The following is a 20,692-nucleotide window of genomic DNA, read 5'->3' as shown; positions in this document are numbered from 1 at the left end:
TTTACCAAGATGCAATCCACCGTGTTATCCACAGTTTTTGTGGAAACGAAAAGTCATCAAAATGAAAACAAGGCACAAAAAAAAGCTGTGTATCACTACACAGCTTTTTTAACACAAGGCCAAATTAACGGTTATTGAAAAAACCGATATTCATTACGCGGTCATTGACAAAAGTCACTTCAGTTTCTTTATAAGTGTTTTTGTCATCATATTTCACCAGGTTTTTGTAGTACCACATTTCAACCTGCACTGGCTTGGAGTTATCTTGTTGTTTGCCCATATTGCCTATCATATTATTGGCATTGCTTGGCTTGACTGATTGCTGCTTTTTAAACGGCTGCCCCAGCTTTTCTATGACCAGTTTTTTTGATTTGCCGCTAAAACCGCTGATAAATTCGTTTTCATCATAGGTTTTGCCAGCAAAGACGGCCGTGGCTGCAAACAGTAATGAGGTGGCAACCATTACCGCTGAAATTCTTGCGTATAACTTCATGTTTAATTCCTGTTATCCAAAATCAAAATAGCAAATTATTTTTTGTGTAAGTATAACGCTTTATCATCGATATCGGTTGACCGTTGTCGTGCGCTGGCGGCATATCACACCATGAGCGCAGGCATTAAAAATCAAGCTTCATGCCGTCATAACCCACTTGCACATTGGCTGGCACACGCGCCTGTAAAGCCTGGTACTCCAGCTCGTGCGTCATGTGTATTAATACATTACGCTTGGCCCCTATACGCGCGATCAGTGCCAGCGATTGCTCGACACTGACATGGGTCGGATGCGGATTCTCGCGCAAGCAATCAATGAGCAAAACGTCCACACCCTGCAACAATGCATAAGAGCTTTCCGGAATCTCCGACACATCGGTCATATACACCAGGTTAGCAATCCGGTAGGCGTAAATGCGAATCTTGCCATGCATGACCGGGATAGGCGTAATCGTCTGTCCGGCTGCTTCAAACGGCGCGTCGACCACATGTGCCGCTAACACAGGCAAATCCCAATATTGTGGAATAGGATCACGTAAGGTATAGCCAAATTTTTCCTGTATATGTGCGATCGACTCCGGGTAGCTATACAGCGGGATCTGGCAGCGGTTGATCTGGCAAAACGCGCGCAGGTCGTCAATGCCATGCAGATGGTCCGCATGTGTGTGGGTATATAGCACTGCATCCACGCGGTGCATGTTTTCCCGCAACGCTTGTTGGCGTAAATCCGGTGAGGTGTCGATCAGGATGACGCGGCCATCATCCAGCGTGACCATGCTGGAGCAACGCGTACGTTTATTGCGGGCATCTGTTGAGGTACACGTCGCACACGTACAGCCGACGGCAGGCGTCCCCGCGCTGGAGCCTACGCCTAGAATGGTTAATTGCATGGCTGCGCGTGTTTGAATAAGGTGAAAAAATTAACCGTCGTCGTATCAATGACCTGCTGTAATGGCACATCACGCAAACGGGCGACTTCCTCAGCCACATGGCGCACATACGCCGGCTGGTTGGTTTTGCCACGGAAAGGGATAGGCGCGAGGTAGGGAGAATCGGTCTCGACCAGTACTCTGTCTAACGGCACTTTTTGCGCCACCTCTTTGAGGGCCTGCGCATTTTTAAATGTGACAATACCCGAAAACGAGATATAAAAGCCCATGGCGATCGCAGCCTGTGCCACTTCCCAGCTTTCGGTAAAACAATGCATGACACCGCCCACCTCTGCTGCGCCCTCTTCCTGCATGATGCGCAAAGTATCTTCGGCAGCATTGCGGGTATGGATAATCAGCGGTTTACCGGTGGCTTTGGCGGCGCGGATATGGGTACGGAAACGCTCACGTTGCCACTCCAGGTCACCAGTCAGGCGGAAATAATCCAGGCCGGTTTCGCCAATGGCAACCACACGGTCATGATCAGCCAAGCGGACCAGGCCGTCTACTGTGGGTTCCTGGATATCCTCGTAATCCGGATGTACGCCGACTGAGGCGTAAATATTGGGATACTGCTCGGCAATTGCCAGCACTTCGGGAAACTTGTCCAGCGTCACTGACACACACAAGGCATGGCCAACCTGATGGCTGCGCATGCTATCAAGCACCTGGTCCATATTCTGGACCAGTTCAGGGAAGTTAAGGTGGCAATGCGAATCAACTAACATGTTTTTCAACCAAGACTAAATTCAGCGCGATTCAATAGGCGCTATATCGTATTTGAAGGACGGCTGGATTTAAGCGCAGCGCCAAGAATCGTTTCTATGCGTTTCTTCGCCTCAGCACCACCATCTTTATCAGTAAACTGGATACCGATGCCCTGCGGCTTGTTATTGGCTGCCTGCGGCGTAATCCAGATCACTTTACCGACGACTTTGAGCTTATTCGGATCATTGAGCAAGGTCAGCAGCATAAAAACCTCTTCGCCCATTTTAAAAGGCTTGCTGGTCGGAATAAACAAACCGCCGCCTTTGACAAAAGGCATGTAAGCAGCAAACAAGGCTGCTTTTTCGCGAATCGCCAGCGACAAAACCCCGGGTTTTGCGGCGGCTGGTGGTAGTGTATCTGTCATAGCCCAGGCTCCAGAATGTTTACCTTAATCACCATCAAACAAACTGGCCTTAAGCAAACATTTTTTTGTATTGCAATAATAACTGCTCCAGCTGTAACTCCTGATTGAGTGGATGCTGTGCTGTCATTTTAAAACGATTTAGCTGTTGTTGAAACGCCAGTAAGCGTGACATATTGACCGCACCCGCCAATGCCTGCAATGGCGCAGCCTCACTCGGATGATAACGCAAGGGTTGCTGGTGGCTGGAGAGCCAGACATCCAGCAGCCATTTCTGTAACACCTGGATCGCCTGCTCCATGCCCTGCTTGATCAGCACCGGCACAGCTGCGGCAATATCGATGGTCGCGCCGCCTACCAGGTGCGGGCGGAGTTGCTGGTACCAGGCATGCCAGTCAAACTCATCCTGTTGGATCGTCGTTGGTGCACCACCGCTGTAATGCCAGATCCATTCAGGATTCGGCACAGACTGGGCTTGTAACCACTGCAAGCCCTGCTCGCGGCTCGGCACCGGCATTTCCACCTGCATACACCGGCTTAAAATAGTCGGCAACAAGGCCTGACGCTGATGCGAGACCAGTAAAAACTGCGTGCGCTGCGGCGGCTCTTCCAATAGTTTAAGTAAAGCGTTAGAGGCCGCTACATTCATCGCCTCCAGGGGGTGAATCAACACCACTCGAATACCATCGACGCGATGGGAGGTCAGCGACAAATAGTCATGCAAGGCGCGAATCTGGTCTATGAGGATTTGCTGTCGTTTGCGGGTCTTTTTCTTGCCACTATCAGCAGCATCGTCATCTTCAGGCGTGATCTCCCTGAAATCAGGATGCGCGCCTTCAGATAGCCAATGACAGGACTCACATTCGCCACAGGCAAAGCCCTGTTGTGGTCGTAAACACAGCAAAGCCGCCGCCATCGTCTGCGCAAAATGCAGTTTACCAATACCGGTTTTACCATGCAGCAATAAGGCATGGTGACGCGTCTCCCCCGCTTGCATCCAATGCGAGAACAGGGAGTTTTGCCAAGGATAAAGCTTATTAATCATAAAGATGAAATAATTTCTTCAACTGACTTCTTCACTTCTTCAAGTGAGCGATGCGCATCTATGACATGAAAACGCTGCGGAAATTCGGCCGCCCTGGCCAGGTATTGCGCGCGCAATCTGGCAAAAAATTCAGCGCCTTGCGCTTCAAATTTGTCTGGCGTCCGAGCCCCGGCCAGGCGCTGCAAACTCACCTCAACCGGCACATCAAACAACAGGGTGGCATCGGGCTGCAAATCACCCTGCACCCATTGTTCTAATTGCTGCATTTTTTGCAAAGGCAGGCCGCGTGCACCGCACTGATAGGCATAAGACGCATCGGTGAAACGGTCTGACACCACAATCGCACCGCGCTGTAATGCTGGCAGAATGACTTGCTGCAAATGCTCGGCACGCGCAGCAAACATCAACAAAGACTCGGTTTCCACATGCATCTCTCTATGCAACAGGATTTCGCGCAATTCTTCCCCTAATAGGGTACCGCCAGGTTCACGTGTAGAAACCACTTCGCGGCCGCGACTGGCCAGCATTTGTAAAATCGTCGGAATATGCGTGCTCTTACCGGCACCATCCATTCCTTCCAGCGTGATAAACAAGCCCGCCATTATTCAAGATTCCCCGTATGTATATCTTGGTGCATATTGTTTAGTGTTTCTTTAATTGGTAGGCGCGCACCGCCTGATTGTGTGCGTCCAGCGAACTGGTAAACACATGCCTGCCCTGGCCGTTTGCTACAAAATACAAAGCATTGGTTTTGGCCGGATGCAAGGCCGCTTGTATCGAGGCCAGCCCTGGCAAAGCAATCGGCGTCGGCGGCAAACCACTGCGCGTATACGTGTTGTAAGGCGTATCCGTCAGCAAGTCTTTTTTAGTGATATTGCCCCGGTAGCGCGTACCCATGCCATAAATCACCGTGGGGTCAGTCTGCAATCGCATGCCTTTACGCAGGCGGTTAATAAACACACCGGCAATTTGCGGCCGCTCTTCTTCCACCCCGGTTTCTTTTTCGACGATGGATGCCATCACCAGCGCCTCATACATGGAGCGGTAAGGCAAGCCAGTCTCACGTGCCTCCCAGGCCGCCGACAAATGCTGCGCCATTTTCTGGTAAGCCCGCTTGTAAAGGTCGGCATCACTGCTCTGCGCGTCCAGAAAATAAGTATCCGGAAAAAACCAGCCTTCCGGGTGCATGGCTTGCCCGCTGATTTGCTGCATCAACTCGCTATCAGACAACATCACGGTGTCATGGCGGATGCCTGGCATCTGTGCCAGTTTTTGCCTGAAGTCGGCAAACGTTTTACCTTCAATCAATTGCAGTTTAAATTGATCAAACGTGCCGTGCTTGAGGATATCTATGAGCGACATCACCTGCAATGGCGTATTCAACGCGTAATCACCGGCCTGCAATTGACCACCACTGCCTGTCACCTTCACCGTCAGCAGAAAGCTATAGGGTTCAGTCAGCACACCTGCGGCAACCAGTTGATCGGCAATGCCGCGCACACTGGCCCCGGCCGGAATCTGCAAGCCTATGGTTTCTGATGCCATGGGTAATGGTCGAATCATGAAAATCACCATCCAGACTGCCAGTGCCAGAACCGCGAGCACCAAGGCGGCAACACCGTATTTCACACACTGCTTAATGAACAACATAGTTTAAATGCGCTCTTAATTCTTTGGCCCAATCATTGCTGGCAATCACCTGGTCGTCAATCTGCGTCACCTGTAATACGCCATAGACGCTATTGGCTACCACCACAGCATCGGCTGCCAGCAGGTTTTCCATAAACAAGTTGGTCGAGACCACCACCTGGCCGTGCGTTTTATACCAGTCGAGGATTTTTTGTCGCATCACGCCTGACACGCCACACTGATCCAGTGCCGGGGTCATCACCAGACCGTCTTTGCTGATAAACAGATTGCCGCTGACGGCCTCAATCACCTGGTCTTTGTAATCACGCAGCACGCCATCAAAAAAGCGTGGGTCTTTGAGTTCCGCACGTGCCAGCACATTTTCCAGGCGATTCAGGTGCTTGATACCAGCCAGCAAGGGCTGGGAGGCCAATCGCGTCTGGCAGGTATATAAAGCCACGCCCGTCGTATAGATTTCAGGCGCATATACTGGTAGCGCACTGTGTATAAATACCCGTGTCGGCTCACAGATGGCGGGCGGCGCGTAACCACGCGCACCGTCACCGCGTGTAATCATAACCTTCACAATCCCGTTTGATAACTCTTCGCCGTCAGCAGAGGCCATCAAGTGCCTGAATTCCTGCATCAGCAACTCGGCTGAGGGGCATACAATCTGGATTTTGCTGCAATCGGCCACCAGCGTCTGATAGTGTAGCGGCCAGTCCTGTAATTCGCCGCCCAGCAGGCGCATGGTGCGGAAAATGCCATCACCATAAGCAAAGCCGCGGTTGGTTGGCGCAATGCCAGATACCAATTTACCGTTGACGCAATAGCGGACTGAGCTCATGTGATGCCAGAGAAAAGAGTGATGTCGAACAAGGCTGAAACCATACCATAAATCGACGCTAACTGACGCGCTATCTGACGAAAAACCAGCCACGAACAACGGCCTAAACGCTGAAATAAAGGATTTTTTAAAGTTTATTGTGGTGATGCCGTTAACAAGATTAGCAGTAATGTATCTGTATTCTTTTTGACGAGGCATGGCGATGTCAGTTTCCAATATTCAAAGCAATGTCTCAGCCCTGCTAAACAAGGCCTACAACACCGAGACCAACGCAGCGAGCAGCGGCGATGCCGTCAGTACGCTTGCCAAAGAAAGCACCACCAACAGTGACAGCAGCACAAACGCCTCGGCCAGTGCGCAAGTGACACTAGGCAGCACCGACACAGCACCTGAAACCTATACCGCAAAAGGCTTAATGCAGCAGTTGCGCCAATATCAGCTGAGTAATGCATCGCTAATCTTTGGCAATGGCGATGAGTCGAATGACGATAGTACGGGCTTGACCAGCTTACCAGGTACATCTTCGAGTAGTGACCTGGAGAGCATGAGCCAGGACTGGGTAAGCACCATCAGCGAAAGTCCTGGTAAAGCGTCGGTCATGGTCGAGAGCAGTAAAAATAACTCCTTAAATACGATTTTTGGCGGATAAACACCGGCAGATCAGTATTCAGACGGCGCCAACGCCTGTCAGAGATCTCTATAAAAATGCCCGGCTTTCCGGGCTTTTTTATTTTTGTGGCAACCATGCAACGTCGCATATACAATTGTTAATAAATGATAATAAATCAACAATTGAAGGAGTGATGCGATGAAACCAAAAATCTTTATAGGCTCTTCACGCGAGGGTCTGGATATTGCCAATGCCATACACGCCAATTTAACCCGCGATGCCGAATGCACGGTGTGGAGCAATGGCGTGTTCCAGATTTCAGGCTCTACCATCTACAGCCTGATCAACGCCCTGCGCAACTCGGATTTTGGCGTATTTGTATTTAGCCCGGATGACCTGACGATTATGCGCGGGCAGCAAAATCCGGTGGTACGTGACAATGTGATTTTTGAGCTAGGCCTGTTTATCGGCCGCCTGGGCGTTGAACGCTGTTTCTTTATCACCCCTGACCATGTCGCTGATTTACGGCTACCGACTGACCTGATGGGCATACTGCCCGGGCAATATGAAGCCAACCGGCACGACCAAAACTGGCTGGCCGCCACCAACCCGGTCTGCATGCAAATCCGTGCCAAGCTGATAGAGCTTAAATCGTTTCAAGATGCCACCGTGAACGCCTCAACAGCGGTGGACTCAAGCACTAACCATGAAATAAAGCATGCAATATCACATGATCACACGGCAACAGATCAACACTTAGGACTGGAGCCACACGGCAAGGCCTATGCACTGACTGGCAATACGCATAAGCATAAAGACGCTATTAAACAAGCCGGGGCCAGCTGGAACAAAGGTTTAAAGAAATGGATTATTCGCGGTAGCGATAAAATCAAGTTTGAACGCCTGATCGCAGACGTGAACGGCAGCACACATTAACAGCGTGTGCCCAAACTCAGTTACGCTTTGACAAAATGACCGCGTGCTTTGCCACTGAGGCACTGCAGCAAGTCTGCGGTACGCAATGCCAGTGCGTAGCCCAGTACGCCACTGCCTATCACCACGGTGTCATAGTTGGCGACACTGTCATCAACCAATACCGTAAAGCCCTCAGGCAAAGCAATCGGCGGCACTGCACCGACCACATAGCCGGTCGCTTCCGGCACTTCGTCATATTCCGCCATGCGGCATTTGCGCTCACCCAAGTGGGCGCGCAATAACGCCCAGTCTGCACGGCCGCCGCCAGCCACTGCCAGCAGGCAAAAACCACTGTTTTCCCCCTTGAACACCACGCTGCGTACCACAGACTGCGGATCTAATCCTTGGGCGGAAAGTAATTCCTCCAGCTGGCGGATCGGTTTCTGATCGTCACTCAGGGGAATTTCAATCACTTCAAATTGAATCTGCTGCTGGACTAGCAAATCAATCACCGGCGAGGTTAGATGCGTCGTCACGAACAAACTCCTCAATTAATCAATANNCTTTAATAAATGAATATAATTTATTGATATTCAGTGTATTTTGCGTTGCTGCCCTTGCATTTATCGGCTGGGTATTTCTGCGCATTTAGCGCAATCTTGGCATTGGTGGCGGCGATCAAATCAATGCCACACACCTCGGCAATCCGCATCAGGTACACAAAAGTATCTGCCAGTTCCTGCCCAACCTTGTCTTTGGTTTCGGCATGCAGTTGGCGACTGTCAGACTCTGTCATCCATTGAAAATGCTCAACCACCTCAGCCGCCTCTACAATCATGGCCATGGCCAGGTTTTTAGGGGAATGAAACTGCGCCCAGTCACGCTCTTCTACAAAGGCATTCACACGTGCCCGCAATGCATCAATTGAATCAGTCATCATTTCTCCAGCATATCCGCTAACCGCGTCACGCAATTGATAGCCACAGAGGTCACAGAGATACGCCTGCGAGGAAACGGACTCTCCTCTGTGCGCTCTGTGATCTCTGTGGCTTTAAATCAGACACTTTCTTCACCGCTATTTTTTTCGCGCCGATTGCTGCCTGCCACCATTTTAATCTCAAACAAACGGCATTCTAGTGGTCCGTTATACAGCAGCGTTTTCTTGCTCGGACTTAAACGCATGAGCTTAGGCATACGCAAGTCATTGGTCAGGAAATAGGTATTCCAGCCTGAGAACCTCTGCTTAAGCGCTGCCGCCATTTGCGGATACAGCTCGGCCAGTGTGTCATCTTCACCGATACGCACCCCATAAGGCGGATTCGCCACCAGCACGCCGCTGTCTGCTGGCGGTGCAACCTTGGTAAATTCCCAGTGCGACAATTGCACGGCGTCCAGCCAGCCAGCCATTTCCAGATTCTGCTTGGTCACACGTACCGCGCGCAAATCCATGTCTGAACCGTAAATACTTTGGAAACTCACCGGTTTAACGGCTTTGGCCGCTGCATTACGCACTTTCTTGAATGTATCAGATTCAAAGTTTTTGAGTTTTTCAAAGCCAAAATTGCGGTTCAAGCCTGGTGCAATATTCAGCGCAATCATCACGGCCTCAAGCAGAAACGTACCGCTGCCACACATAGGGTCCAGTAGCGCCTGGCCAGGTTGCCAGCCAGTGAGCTTTAAAATACCTGCCGCCAGGTTTTCACGCAATGGCGCTTCAATACTGTTTTTACGGTTGCCACGCTGATAGAGTGGATTACCGGAAGTATCAACATACAACTGGTAGCTGTCAGCCGTCAGGTATACATGCACACGCACGCCGGGCTCACGCGTATCAATATTCGGACGGCTACCCACACTTTGACGGAAGCGGTCACAAATAGCATCTTTGACGCGCAAAGTAATGAATTCCAGGCTCTTCAACGGACTGCGCACCGCCGTGACTTTGACCATCATGCTGTGTTTGACATCAAACCAGTTCGGCCAGTTGATTTTGAGTGCGCCCTGGTAAATATCGTCTTCTGTCAGGTATTTACCACGCCCGACCTGCATCAAAATGCGTGTCGCCACGCGTGAGTGCAAGTTGGCGTGGTAGCAGACAGAAAGCTCGCCGCTAAAACTGGCGCCGCCTTCGGTGCCTTTGATCTCACGCGCGCCACCCTGCTTGAGTTCATCGAGGAGAATAGCTTCCAGGCCACGTGGGCAGGTTGCGAAGTATTGATTCATGAAATTAGCCACCGAGGGTGAACTCCTTACCGTTGTTAGGATTCGCGCCTTGCAGGCGGTCTATCAGGTCGAGAAAATTGATATTGTGGGTTTGCATGGCCTCTTGCGCGCGTTTGCGCAAGGTAGCCAGGTCTGGCATGGCTAAAGCGGATTTAAAACCAAATACAATGATATTGCCGGGTTTGCCCGTCGGCATCATGAGTACGCGTTGCTCAAAGGTTTGCTCCATGCGCTGCATATAGATATCAAACTTTTTGTCCGAACCCCACAGGTTAATGGTAAACAAGCCATCTGGCGTCAGTGCGTCTGCACAGTCATCAAAGAATGACTGGGTACAAAAATCTGGTGGCAAGCCATTGCTGCCAAAAGCATCCATCATCAGCCAGTCACATCCGCCGGGATGCTGCTGGATATGGGCAATGCCGTCACCCTCAATGATTTGCAAACGCTCGTCATCATCTGGCACAAAAAAGTGACTGCGTGCGACCTGAATCACCTGCGGATTGAGTTCGATCACGGTTTGCTGAATCTGCGGGCAATATTGCCACACGTATTTGGCAATGGAGCCACCACCCAGGCCGACCAAGGTCAATTGACGGCTACCCGGCTTGAATAACAGGCTGCTCAGCACGCCCCATGAATAAGCTAGCACCAGCGCGTAAGGGTCTTTAACCTTCATGCTGCTCTGTATCGTCGGCGAACCCAGATGCATGGAGCGCACGCCATCGGTCTCGGTGACTTCTACCATCTCAAAGTCAGACACAGCCTTATGGATTTTGCGATTAAATTTAAACATTATGCACTTTCCGTCACGTCAGGCTGGGCATCATCTGCGGCCGCTGCTTCAAGGGCAATTGCTTCGTCACTGGCAGCCACGTCATCACCGGCAGCGGAACTCACCTCTTCGATCACGCCCAGAAACTTGCATTCCAGCTCCATGAGCAAAGTATCTATTTTCTGTATCGCCAAGCGTACTTTACTGCCAGGCTTGGTCGCCGGCAAACTGTGTACCTTGGTCATATAAGGCAATCGTTCCAGGCGCACCAGATTTTCGCGCCACACCGTGGCATCTATTTCAGTGATGCCTTCCTGAATCAGGTATTGCAGGCACCAGTAGCGCTCCATGCGCGTCTGGAACTCGTTATAGGCATTGTAGGTTTGATCAAAATTACGCATATGGCCGACAATCTCATCGCCATTGGCTGCGTAGACCGGCGCTTGCAGGGTCAATACACTGATCAATTGCCGCTGGTTAATCAAATCCACTGCACGACGTAAAGGCGAGGTACACCAGGCATATTGTGCTACGCCCAGCCCTTGGTGACCTTCGGCCTTGGTGGTCATATATACTTTACCGCCGTTTTGCGCACGGTAAATGCCAGACACATCGTGCTCGGCCAGCAACAAGCCCCATTGGCTATTGGCCGCAATCATCAACTCAGCGACCAGTTTATCCATGGGCGAGCCGCGCTGACGATTCACAATATCAACGATGCCATCCGTCACGTAAAAATTGTAATCCACCGGCTGTGGCCGGGTCGGGTCATATTTGCCACGCGCCTTTTCTAGGCTCTCGGCAAAATGGAACAAAAACACCAGCGACGACCACAGCGGATGACCGCTATCTTGCGCTAAAGTGGTTTCATTGAAATAAGGTTCCAACGTGTCATGCCGCAAGTTTTCTGCAATCTGTACGCGCTCCAGGCAGCTATGCTGGTGCACAATGCTAAAGTCAGGCGCCACTTCCAGATACAGCGATAAGGCAGGCTTGGTTTCACCTGCATCCAGGCTGAATGGCCGAATTGCGACTTCCGGCAACATGGTAATTTTGTGCCCGGGCATATAGACCGTAGACAAACGCTTCATCACCTCGTTATCCAAGGCCTCATGTGGCGTCACGCCCAATGCAGGCGCAGCAATATGAATCCCGACTTGCGTATTGCCATTGCTTAACGGTGTCACGGATAAGGCATCATCAATTTCTGTCGTGGTGCTGTCATCAATGCTAAATGCCTGTACGGCTGACAATGGCAATTCATCAGGTATGTCTGCCAGCGAAAATGCCGGAAACTCGGTGCCATGGGCAAAATACTCACGTAGAAATGCCCCGAGGTGGTAATCATGCACTGAGGTAATAGCGCCTGCTGCGTGCAAGACTTGTACTGGCAATTGTTTTAGCTCAGCCGCTGCCTGCTCCAGCGCCTTCCACTCCAGGCTGTTTTTATCCGGCGCATATAACAATGCATCCAATTTAGTCGCAAAGCTTTCAGGCAAAGCTTGTGCCTTGAGCTGCACCACCATCTGCGCCATGAATTCGGCTTGCTGACGCTTCTTTTCCAGGCCAGCCAAGGCGGCTTTCAAAGTATCTTCCGGCGCAGCTTTATAGCGGCCTTTGCCTTTGCGGTAAAAATACATCGGCGCTGCGTGCAACTTGAGCGCAATCGCTGCCGCTTGCTGGCGACTCGGTTTGCCACCGTAATATTCTTGCGCCAGGTCCTCGAAAGCAAACTCTGGCTCACCACAGCATTCCCATAAAAAGTCGGTATCCAGGGTGTCGGACTCCGCCTGCGCCGCTTCGAGAAAGCCTGACAAACCGCCATCAAACCGCATCAATACATTGGCGGTTTTAATTTTGCTGCGTTTGCCGGTGCTGGCCTCGACTTGCATGCTGCTATCGGCCTCAGACATGATGGAAGCGACCTTAAAGCCACCGTCTTCTTCGTAAAAAACATTCATGTGGGGAAATTAAACGTGTGGAAATCACACTTGCGCGTATTAAAACGCTATTTTACCCGAGAAGCGCAGAGTTTTTTGGCAGGCACTGAACTTTAGCCGTGGATAATGACTAAAATAGCATGATGAAGCCCCTGAACTTTGATAACCGTTTTACCCGGGAACTGCCCGGCGACCCGATCTCAGACAACTATACCCGGCAGGTCAGTGACTGTTTATGGTCACCTGTGCAGCCGACACCTGTAAAAAACCCACAATTGCTTGCTTATAGCGCTGAAGTCGCCCAACTGCTTGGGCTATCAGCTAAAGACATGCAAGACCGCGACCTGGTCCAGACATTGGGCGGCAATGGCGCGCTAGATGGCATGTTTACCTATGCCACCCGCTATGGCGGCCATCAATTCGGGCATTGGGCCGGGCAACTGGGGGATGGCCGCGCCATTTACCTGGGGGAATTGGTTCACGCGGGCAAACGCTATGAGCTACAGCTCAAAGGTGCAGGTGAAACACCCTACTCCCGCTCAGCCGATGGCCGGGCAGTACTCCGCTCCAGCTTGCGCGAATTTTTATGCTCGGAAGCCATGCATCATCTGGGGGTACCGACCACACGAGCGTTAAGCCTGGTCACTACCGGCAACCAGGTGGTACGGGATATGTTTTACAACGGTAACCCGCAACTGGAGCCAGGTGCGATTGTCTGCCGTGTCGCACCTTCATTTACGCGTTTTGGCCATTTTGAAATACTGGCCAGCCGCAACGAATTACCGTTGCTGAAACGCCTGATCGGCTTTACGCTGGACCGTGACTTTGCCGATTGGTGGCCATCCACCGGTTTGGCACTTGATATCAATGACCCTGCACCGGCCTTGATAGAAGCATGGTTTGAAGAAGTCTGCTCACGCACGGCCGTCATGATCGCACACTGGATGCGTGTTGGTTTTGTGCATGGCGTGATGAATACCGACAATATGTCCATCCTCGGCCTGACCATCGATTATGGCCCGTATGGCTGGGTGGATAACTTTGACCCGGGATGGACGCCGAATACCACTGATGCACAAGGTCGCCGCTATTGTTTTGGCCGCCAACCGGATATTGCGCGCTGGAACCTGGAACGGTTGGCCGAAGCGCTCGGCACCTTACTGCCAGAGACGCAAGGCCTGGCGGATGGCCTGACCACTTACGACCAGGCCTATATACGCGCCCTTACATCCAGCCTGGCTGACAAGTTTGGCTTTGATCACTGGCAAGACGGCGATGGCGAGCTGATTAACCATATTTTTGAGTTGATGCAACGCGCGGAAGTCGACCAAACGCTATTTTTCACACGACTGGCGAAGCTGGATATGGCGCAGCCACAACTGGCAACACTGGCAGATGCTTTTTATACTGAGTCAGGGCAGCAACAGTTTGGCGCCGATATTCAAACCTGGCTACATAACTACAGCCTGCGCATACAACAATCGACATTAACCCCTGAGCAACGTTTACAAAAAATGGCGGCGGCGAACCCGATTTATGTGTTGCGAAACTACCTGGCGCAAGAAGCGATTGACCTGGCGACCCAAGGTGACAACAGCCGCTTGCTGACATTATTGCAAGTATTGCGCCATCCATATACCGAACAAGCCGGCATGGAGGCCTTTGCGCAAAAGCGCCCGGACTGGGCCAGACAAAAGGCCGGTTGCTCGATGTTGTCGTGTAGTTCATAATTTTGGCCATGCAAACTGCCGAACAACTCATCACCGATGCGGGCCTGCGCTCAACCAAAGCACGATTAGCCGTATTGAACACCCTGCTCAACTCGCATACGGCACTCAGTCATACCGATATTTTAACCACGTTGCAAGGCGTCAAGGAAATTGACCGGGTAACGGTATACCGGGTGCTGGACTGGTTACAGGAACATGCCCTCATCCATAAAATATCCACCGATGACCGCGCCTGGAAATTTCAACTGAACGCCCCTAAACGCAGTTACAAAGCCGCAGACGCCAACGCGAGCAGCGGTTTGTTAAGCAATCACGGTCATGCCCATTTGCAATGCCAGCGCTGCGGGACAGTCCTTTGTATTCATGAATTGGCTGCGCATATTCCGCAAGCTATTTTCGACACCTACCAAATATCCCACATCGAGATCAACCTCAAGGGCCTCTGCCCACAATGCCAACAGGCGTCAGCCTAAAATAGCCGCGCTACTCTCTGCCTCACTACCTTGTTTATTTTGCAACTTAGTTGCAAATAATAACAACACCCCTTAAAATGCAACTTTATTGCATTGCAACAAAGTTGCTTAAATGGTTACTCACGTACAATTATTAGCGATGCCAGCGGATGCTTATATGAATGAAGCGCAACTGGCCTTCTTTCGGCAGTTGCTGCAGGCACAGCTTCAAACCTTGCAAGACAATATGCGCCAGACCAGTGAACATCTCTCAGATCAGCAAGAAACACCAGACCCGGCCGACCGCGCCACCCAAGAGGAAACACACAGCCTTGAACTGCGCACGCGGGACCGCGAACGCAAACATTTAAAAACCATTCAATCCGCCTTGCGCCGCATCCAGGATGGCAGCTATGGCTATTGCGAAGACACCGGGGAGCCAATCGGCCTCGCCAGACTATTAGCCAGGCCAACCACCAAGTTGTGCCTGGAAGCACAGGAGCGGCATGAACGCCGCGAACGGCAATTTAACCACTAAAGGATGACCTATGAAAAAACTGCCAGTCACGGTACTTTCCGGCTTTCTGGGCGCAGGTAAAACCACCCTGCTCAACCATATTCTCAATAACCGCGAAGGCAAGCGCGTCGCAGTGATTGTCAACGATATGTCCGAGGTAAATATCGATGCACAACTGCTGCGTGATGGCGGCGCAGCCTTATCACGCCAGGAAGAAAAACTGGTTGAGATGAGCAACGGCTGCATTTGCTGCACCTTGCGCGAAGATTTATTGATTGAAATCACACGGCTGGCCAAAGAAAACCGCTTTGATTACCTGTTGATTGAAACCACCGGCATTTCCGAGCCCTTGCCCATTGCAGAAACCTTTACCTTTGCAGACGAAGACGGCGTCTCGCTGGCAGATGTCGCCGAATTGGACACCATGGTCACCGTAGTTGATGGTTATAACTTTCTCAAAGACTATGGCTCGCAAGATATGCTGGGCGACCGCGGCCTATCGCTGGGCGAAGAAGATGAGCGCACGGTGGTTGACCTGCTGGTTGAACAAATCGAGTTTTGCGACGTGTTAGTGCTGAATAAAACTGACTTGTTAACCCTGGAAGAAGTCTCCAGGCTGGAAAGCATCCTCAAAACTCTCAATCCGCGCGCGCAAATCATACACAGTAGCTTTGGCAAAGTGCCACTAAATCGCATCATGCATACCGGCTTGTTCGACTTTGACCAGGCCGCTGAAGCGCCTGGTTGGCTGCAAGAGCTACGTGGCGAGCATGTGGCGGAAAGTGAAGAATACGGCATCTCCAGCTTTGTGTACCGCGCCCGCAAACCGTTTCATCCACAGCGTTTGTGGCAGTGGTTCAATCAAGAATGGCCTGGCGTCGTCCGCTCCAAAGGCCGTTACTGGATCGCCTCACGGCCAGAGTTCTGCGCCACCTGGTCGCAAGCAGGCGCAGTCACCCGCACCGAACTGGCAGGCATGTGGTGGAGCGCCACACCGCAAGAATACTGGCCACAAGATGAAGAAAGCCTGCAACACATCCACTCGCGCATGCAGGCCCCTTATGGTGACCGCCAGCAAGAACTGGTGGTTATCGGCATGGGGATGGATAAAGCCGCACTCACTGCCGCCTTCGATGCCTGCCTACTGACAGAAGCAGAGCTGGCATCCGGCATGGATGCCTGGCGGCAACTCAGCGACCCGTTTCCGCAATGGTCAGTGAATAGGCAGGACGAGTCACCCGAGCTAGTCGCAGAGGTTTCTTAATCAATATCAGCAAACTACGTAAAATCATGAGCTGCTTTTACGGATTCGCTTCAGGGTGGTTTTGAAACATCGGCGTATAGTGACAGTCATACAAGTACATCAAGCACGATGTACTACGAAACAACTAAAGGAGACTATCATGTGGACTAAACCAGCTGCTACTGAAATGCGTTTTGGCTTTGAAGTGACGATGTACGTCATGAACAAATAATCAGGATTCATCTCAAATTTTGAGAGCTGCCTGAACAAAAAACCGCCGAATTCCGGCGGTTTTTTATTGCCTCACAACAAGGCTCCCCTCTAAAACTGCGCCCACTCACCATCATCCGTGCCTGTACGTAATTTTCCTGAGCGCTGCACATTCACACTAACAGGTGCTTTACTGGTGCGCGCATGGATATGGCTCACGGTAGAACGTTTGTCGGCACCGCTTTCATGCCCCAGTCGAAAGGCACTTACGGCACGGACAAGGCTTTCAGCCTGATCAACCAACGACTCTGATGCCGCTGCAGCCTCTTCAACCAAGGCAGCGTTTTGCTGCGTGACCTCATCCATGGTCATCACTGCCTGATTCACCTGGTTAATACCGGTGCTTTGCTCAACAGAAGCAGCAGCAATTTCACTCATAATATCCGTCACCTGTTGCACAGAAACCACTACCTCCTGTATCGTTTTTCCGGCCTCCTCCACCAACTGGCTGCCTTTTGCAGTCTGGACGACAGAGTCATCAATCAGCACTTTAATTTCCTTGGCAGCCTCGGCAGAGCGTTGGGCCAAATGGCGGACTTCGGCAGCCACTACCGAGAAGCCACGCCCCTGCTCGCCAGCACGGGCAGCTTCAACCGCTGCGTTCAACGCCAGAATGTTCGTTTGAAAAGCGATGCCATCAATGACCGAAGTGATATCCTCTATCCTTTTCGCGCTTTCATTCATGGCGCTCATGGTTGTCACCACCTCACCAACCACATCACCGCCTCTCACAGCAACCTCTGAAGCCGCAGTTGCCAGCTGACTGGCTTGTTTTGCATTGTCGGCATTCTGTTTAACCGTCGCTGCCAACTCTTCCATGCTGGCAGCCGTTTCCTCCAGGCTTGACGCCTGTTGCTCAGTGCGGCTGGAAAGGTCATTATTACCAACGGAAATTTCATCCGCAGCCGTATTAATCATCACCGTCGCTTCACGCACTTGCAAGATCACTTCGCTCATCTTGTCGATCAGCGCATTCACGCCATCACACAACGCAGCAATATCGCCTGTTTTACCCTCAAGCGACACGCGACTGCTTAAATCACCGGCTTTGGCGCCGTCAATAATCGCTTTGGTCTCTTGTACAGCATGGGCTAGTGCTTGTGCACTTTCATGCTGTGCAGTGATATCTGTCGCATACTTCACCACTTTAAAGGGTTTGCCATTCATATCCAGAATCGGGTTGTAAATGGCCTGCATCCACACCACAGCCCCACCTTTGCGGATACGCTTCACTTGCCCGACTTGTGCCTCACCACGGCGCAAAGCATCCCAAAACGCCTTGTAATCCTGGCTAGAGCGGTAAGCGGAATCGACAAACATACTGTGGTTTTTGCCTAACACTTCACTTTCGGCATAACCGGAGAGTTGCAAAAACAAGTCGTTTACCGATGTGATGGTGCCGTCAAGGTCAAACGAAATCACGCCCTGGGTTCTATGAATGCCAGAGATCTGACCAGCATTATCCGCCGCAATCAACTTGGATTCAGTAATGTCCATGGTGTAATTAACAATCTTGTACGGCTTGCCTTTTAAATCGTAAATCGGGTTATAAGACGCCTGTATCCAGACTTCACGCCCACCTTTGGCAATCCGCTTGTATTGCCCCATGTCCGAGCCGCCATGCACAAGCTTGTTCCACAAGACCGCATAAGCCTCGCTGCTGGCAAAGCTGGGTTCCAGCACCTTGCTAACATGTTGCCCAAGCAACTCGTGTTCGCTATAACCCAGCATATCCAGGTAAGTTTGGTTCACTTTAAGCACCGTGCCATCCAGGCCCAGTTCAATCACGCCTTGTGATTTGCCAATCGCAGTAATCTGGCCTTCAAAATCGGCATTTCTGAGCTTTTGCGCCGTGATATCTGCAGCATACTTCACCACTTTATAAGGCTTACCATCTGCATCTAAAATGGGGCTATAGGTCGCATCCAGCCAGATCTCCTTGCCATGCTGGCCGATACGCAAAAACTCACCGCTGACTGATTCGCCACGTGTTAACTTTTGCCAAAAGGCATGATAGTCGCCACTACTGATAAATGCTGGCTCAACCAACTGGCTATGTGACATGCCAACCAGCGCATTTCGTGTATAGCCCAACACCGACAAGAAAATATCATTGACGGCTGTTATTTTGCCATCCAGGTCAAACTCTATTGACCCGGTAGAACGGTTAATCGCGGCCAATTGATTTTCAAACAATGCGGCTTGCTCGCGGGTTTCAATGGCAGACTCTTTTAAGGCATTTTCGCTGACACTGAGCAACGTCTGCATCTTTTTCAGTGCTTGCAATACTTCACTCAGCTCGTTGCTACCCTGCGCATCAATATAGGTGCTGTAGTTGCCGATGGTGATTTCTTTCACCGCACGGAGTGTTTGCGCCAGCGGCTGGGTCACTGAACGAGCAATGATCATCGCCAAGCCTAGCAGGACAGGTAATGCCAAGCCCAGGCTAGCAAAAGACAGTGCAGTGAATTGATGAGTAAAATCCAGCCCTACTTGTACGGCCAGCAATGCAAAAGCCATAGCCGCCAAACCGACTAAGCGCTGTTTGACCGTAATGGCGCCCAATATGTTTTTTAATTTATTCGCCAAGGACAAGTTCACCACTTTGCCATCTACAATTGCCAGACCTTTGGCGTTGTCTGTATTAAACAATTGGTAGGCAGCGGAGGCTTCGTTAATTTGTTGCCGCGTAGGCTTTCTACGCGCGGATAAGTAACCCACGACCTGATTGTTTTCAGTTACCGGCGTGGCATTGGCCACCACCCAATAAAAGTCACCATGCTTGGTGCGATTTTTCACCAAGCCCGTCCATGGTTTACCGGCTTTCAAGCTGCGCCACATATCGGCAAAAGCGGCCGCAGGCATATCCGGGTGGCGCACAATATTATGGCTGCTGCCGACCAACTCAGACTCACTAAAGCCACTAACTTGAATAAAGTCTTTGTTGGCATAGGTAATCACACCCTTGAGATCTGTTCTCGTCAACATGAACTGGGCATCATCAAACTGGATTTCTGTGGCCGTCACTGGCAAATTTAATTTCATAATCAATCGCTTTCTATCCCTGAGTCATTGAGACAATTTAATTTAATAATGGAGAGTCAATTCGTCGCTGATTCTGGCTGGGCCACGGACCTAGTTTTTCCGTGTCGACCAAAAAAGGACATATTTGACTCTGTGCTTCTCCCAGTTGGATAGCAGTCACACCGTACACGACACCTTGTCGCCTGATATCCATTTTGTCTGCTGGCCATGTCAGAATTTGTCTTACAAAAAAATGACTTTTATTTTTATATACAATAACTTAATCAACAAAACGCATATTGAGATAGATCAATAAAATGGCTGAATTATTTTGTAGCATGCCGCATGGCGAAGTGATGGCTGATCGTTAGCGCGTCAGGAACCTAATGCTGTTGCCGCTTACTAATCAAGCAATCAACAACGATTGATAATGACCGGTGAGTATTAAGCCCGAAGACATTTTGGCTTTATAATCGTTTTGAAATTTTGTTATGACGTTTTTATGGAGTCTCGCATGCGTTTACAGTCCCTTTCTGTTTTATTCCTGATCGCCACACTGAGCCAGCCAGTGTTTGCCCGCAATATCCTTAATGAACAAACGGATGCCGCCACTGCACGGGATGCCGTGGGCGATGCCATGAGCAAATTGAGTGACCTTGAGCAAAGAATCAAATCTCAGGAAGCCCTGGTTGCGCAGGAACAGGCAAAGTTAAAGCAATACCAATCCGATAAAGTGCAAGCGGAAAAAGACCTGGAAAATAAAAAAGTGATTTTCGAGCAGAAATCCAAAGTACTGGATGACGCCTGGAAGCAACGTAACGATTACTAACGGTATGTCGGCGCGCTTTATCTAAACTGTCACACGCACAGATACTTGCGAATCCGCGGGTATCTGCCTCTCCCGCTTTACGCCTCCATTAGC

The 20,692-nt window shown here is 50.8% G+C and carries 22 protein-coding genes; 8 read left to right on the top strand and 14 right to left on the bottom strand.

What is annotated here, in order from left to right:
* Window positions 1-124: 124 nt before the first annotated feature.
* The 8 genes from B3355_RS06230 to pabC form a co-directional block, all read right to left on the bottom strand.
* Window positions 125-493, bottom strand: coding sequence for a hypothetical protein (locus B3355_RS06230; RefSeq protein ID WP_414683411.1), 369 nt, complete (start codon window positions 491-493; stop codon window positions 125-127).
* A 124-nt stretch (window positions 494-617) separates the two neighbouring features.
* The gene (locus B3355_RS06225; protein ID WP_292781544.1) at window positions 618-1,382 is read right to left on the bottom strand and encodes an MBL fold metallo-hydrolase; all 765 of its coding nucleotides are present in this window, start codon (window positions 1,380-1,382) and stop codon (window positions 618-620) included.
* A complete protein-coding gene (locus tag B3355_RS06220; RefSeq protein WP_029512376.1) occupies window positions 1,373-2,149 on the bottom strand; it encodes a TatD family hydrolase in 777 nt (258 codons plus the stop codon). Before B3355_RS06220 ends, B3355_RS06225 begins: the two co-directional genes overlap by 10 nt.
* A 41-nt stretch (window positions 2,150-2,190) precedes the next feature.
* Window positions 2,191-2,553, bottom strand: a complete 363-nt coding sequence (locus tag B3355_RS06215) for a PilZ domain-containing protein (RefSeq protein WP_019882477.1) — start codon at window positions 2,551-2,553, stop codon at window positions 2,191-2,193.
* Window positions 2,554-2,602: 49 nt separating this feature from the next.
* Entirely contained in the window at window positions 2,603-3,595 is a 993-nt protein-coding gene (holB, locus tag B3355_RS06210; RefSeq protein ID WP_292781537.1) for a DNA polymerase III subunit delta', read from the bottom strand.
* A complete protein-coding gene (tmk, locus tag B3355_RS06205; protein ID WP_292781534.1) occupies window positions 3,592-4,197 on the bottom strand; it encodes a dTMP kinase in 606 nt (201 codons plus the stop codon). The genes holB and tmk overlap by 4 nt, the downstream gene beginning before the upstream one ends.
* 40 nt (window positions 4,198-4,237) lie before the next feature.
* A complete protein-coding gene (mltG, locus tag B3355_RS06200; protein ID WP_292781531.1) occupies window positions 4,238-5,245 on the bottom strand; it encodes an endolytic transglycosylase MltG in 1,008 nt (335 codons plus the stop codon).
* Window positions 5,232-6,071, bottom strand: a complete 840-nt coding sequence (gene pabC, locus B3355_RS06195) for an aminodeoxychorismate lyase (RefSeq protein WP_292781528.1) — start codon at window positions 6,069-6,071, stop codon at window positions 5,232-5,234. The genes mltG and pabC overlap by 14 nt, the downstream gene beginning before the upstream one ends.
* A gap of 202 nt (window positions 6,072-6,273) precedes the next feature.
* Between pabC and B3355_RS06190 the strand changes: the two genes are divergently transcribed.
* Both B3355_RS06190 and B3355_RS06185 read left to right on the top strand, forming a co-directional pair.
* Window positions 6,274-6,720, top strand: a complete 447-nt coding sequence (locus B3355_RS06190; protein ID WP_292781525.1) for a hypothetical protein — start codon at window positions 6,274-6,276, stop codon at window positions 6,718-6,720.
* A 159-nt stretch (window positions 6,721-6,879) separates the two neighbouring features.
* On the top strand, window positions 6,880-7,617 hold the full coding sequence (locus B3355_RS06185) for a nucleotide-binding protein (protein WP_292781522.1): 738 nt from the start codon (window positions 6,880-6,882) through the stop codon (window positions 7,615-7,617).
* A 20-nt stretch (window positions 7,618-7,637) separates the two neighbouring features.
* On the opposite strand, the gene B3355_RS06180 is transcribed toward B3355_RS06185, so the two are convergent.
* The 5 genes from B3355_RS06180 to B3355_RS06160 form a co-directional block, all read right to left on the bottom strand.
* Window positions 7,638-8,138, bottom strand: a complete 501-nt coding sequence (locus B3355_RS06180) for an aminoacyl-tRNA deacylase (RefSeq protein ID WP_414683413.1) — start codon at window positions 8,136-8,138, stop codon at window positions 7,638-7,640.
* Window positions 8,139-8,179: 41 nt separating this feature from the next.
* Window positions 8,180-8,533 (bottom strand): nucleotide pyrophosphohydrolase, encoded by a 354-nt coding sequence (locus B3355_RS06175; RefSeq protein ID WP_019882488.1) that lies wholly within the window; start codon window positions 8,531-8,533, stop codon window positions 8,180-8,182.
* 119 nt (window positions 8,534-8,652) lie between these two features.
* Entirely contained in the window at window positions 8,653-9,819 is a 1,167-nt protein-coding gene (locus tag B3355_RS06170) for a THUMP domain-containing class I SAM-dependent RNA methyltransferase (RefSeq protein WP_292781517.1), read from the bottom strand.
* Window positions 9,820-9,823: 4 nt separating this feature from the next.
* Window positions 9,824-10,615 carry a polyamine aminopropyltransferase gene (locus tag B3355_RS06165; protein WP_292781514.1) on the bottom strand — a complete coding sequence of 264 codons (792 nt, stop codon included), beginning with the start codon at window positions 10,613-10,615 and terminating at the stop codon, window positions 9,824-9,826.
* Entirely contained in the window at window positions 10,615-12,555 is a 1,941-nt protein-coding gene (locus B3355_RS06160) for a ribonuclease catalytic domain-containing protein (protein ID WP_292781511.1), read from the bottom strand. The genes B3355_RS06165 and B3355_RS06160 overlap by 1 nt, the downstream gene beginning before the upstream one ends.
* Window positions 12,556-12,674: 119 nt before the next feature.
* Between B3355_RS06160 and B3355_RS06155 the strand changes: the two genes are divergently transcribed.
* The 5 genes from B3355_RS06155 to pqqA all read left to right on the top strand — a co-directional run bounded on the left by B3355_RS06155 (window position 12,675) and on the right by pqqA (window position 16,708).
* Entirely contained in the window at window positions 12,675-14,264 is a 1,590-nt protein-coding gene (locus B3355_RS06155; RefSeq protein ID WP_292781508.1) for a protein adenylyltransferase SelO, read from the top strand.
* 8 nt (window positions 14,265-14,272) lie between these two features.
* Window positions 14,273-14,737, top strand: coding sequence for a Fur family transcriptional regulator (locus tag B3355_RS06150; protein ID WP_292781505.1), 465 nt, complete (start codon window positions 14,273-14,275; stop codon window positions 14,735-14,737).
* A 112-nt stretch (window positions 14,738-14,849) separates the two neighbouring features.
* The gene (dksA, locus tag B3355_RS06145; protein WP_292781502.1) at window positions 14,850-15,254 is read left to right on the top strand and encodes an RNA polymerase-binding protein DksA; all 405 of its coding nucleotides are present in this window, start codon (window positions 14,850-14,852) and stop codon (window positions 15,252-15,254) included.
* Between the two features lie 10 nt (window positions 15,255-15,264).
* On the top strand, window positions 15,265-16,497 hold the full coding sequence (zigA, locus tag B3355_RS06140) for a zinc metallochaperone GTPase ZigA (protein WP_292781499.1): 1,233 nt from the start codon (window positions 15,265-15,267) through the stop codon (window positions 16,495-16,497).
* 139 nt (window positions 16,498-16,636) lie between these two features.
* Entirely contained in the window at window positions 16,637-16,708 is a 72-nt protein-coding gene (pqqA, locus tag B3355_RS06135) for a pyrroloquinoline quinone precursor peptide PqqA (RefSeq protein ID WP_081624291.1), read from the top strand.
* A gap of 89 nt (window positions 16,709-16,797) precedes the next feature.
* Here pqqA and B3355_RS06130 read toward each other — a convergent pair whose 3' ends face one another.
* A complete protein-coding gene (locus tag B3355_RS06130) occupies window positions 16,798-19,791 on the bottom strand; it encodes a PAS domain S-box protein (protein WP_292781496.1) in 2,994 nt (997 codons plus the stop codon).
* A gap of 493 nt (window positions 19,792-20,284) precedes the next feature.
* Here B3355_RS06130 and B3355_RS06125 point away from each other — a divergent pair, with 493 nt between their 5' ends.
* Complete coding sequence (locus tag B3355_RS06125) at window positions 20,285-20,599, top strand: hypothetical protein (RefSeq protein WP_292781493.1); 315 nt, start codon at window positions 20,285-20,287, stop codon at window positions 20,597-20,599.
* Window positions 20,600-20,692: the final 93 nt, after the last annotated feature.

It is taken from the genome of Methylophilus sp. UBA6697, assembly GCF_002454655.1.
Taxonomy (GTDB): Bacteria; Pseudomonadota; Gammaproteobacteria; order Burkholderiales; family Methylophilaceae; genus Methylophilus.
Note: the sequence above shows the minus strand (reverse complement) of the source record. Positions and strands in the feature narration are given on the sequence as shown.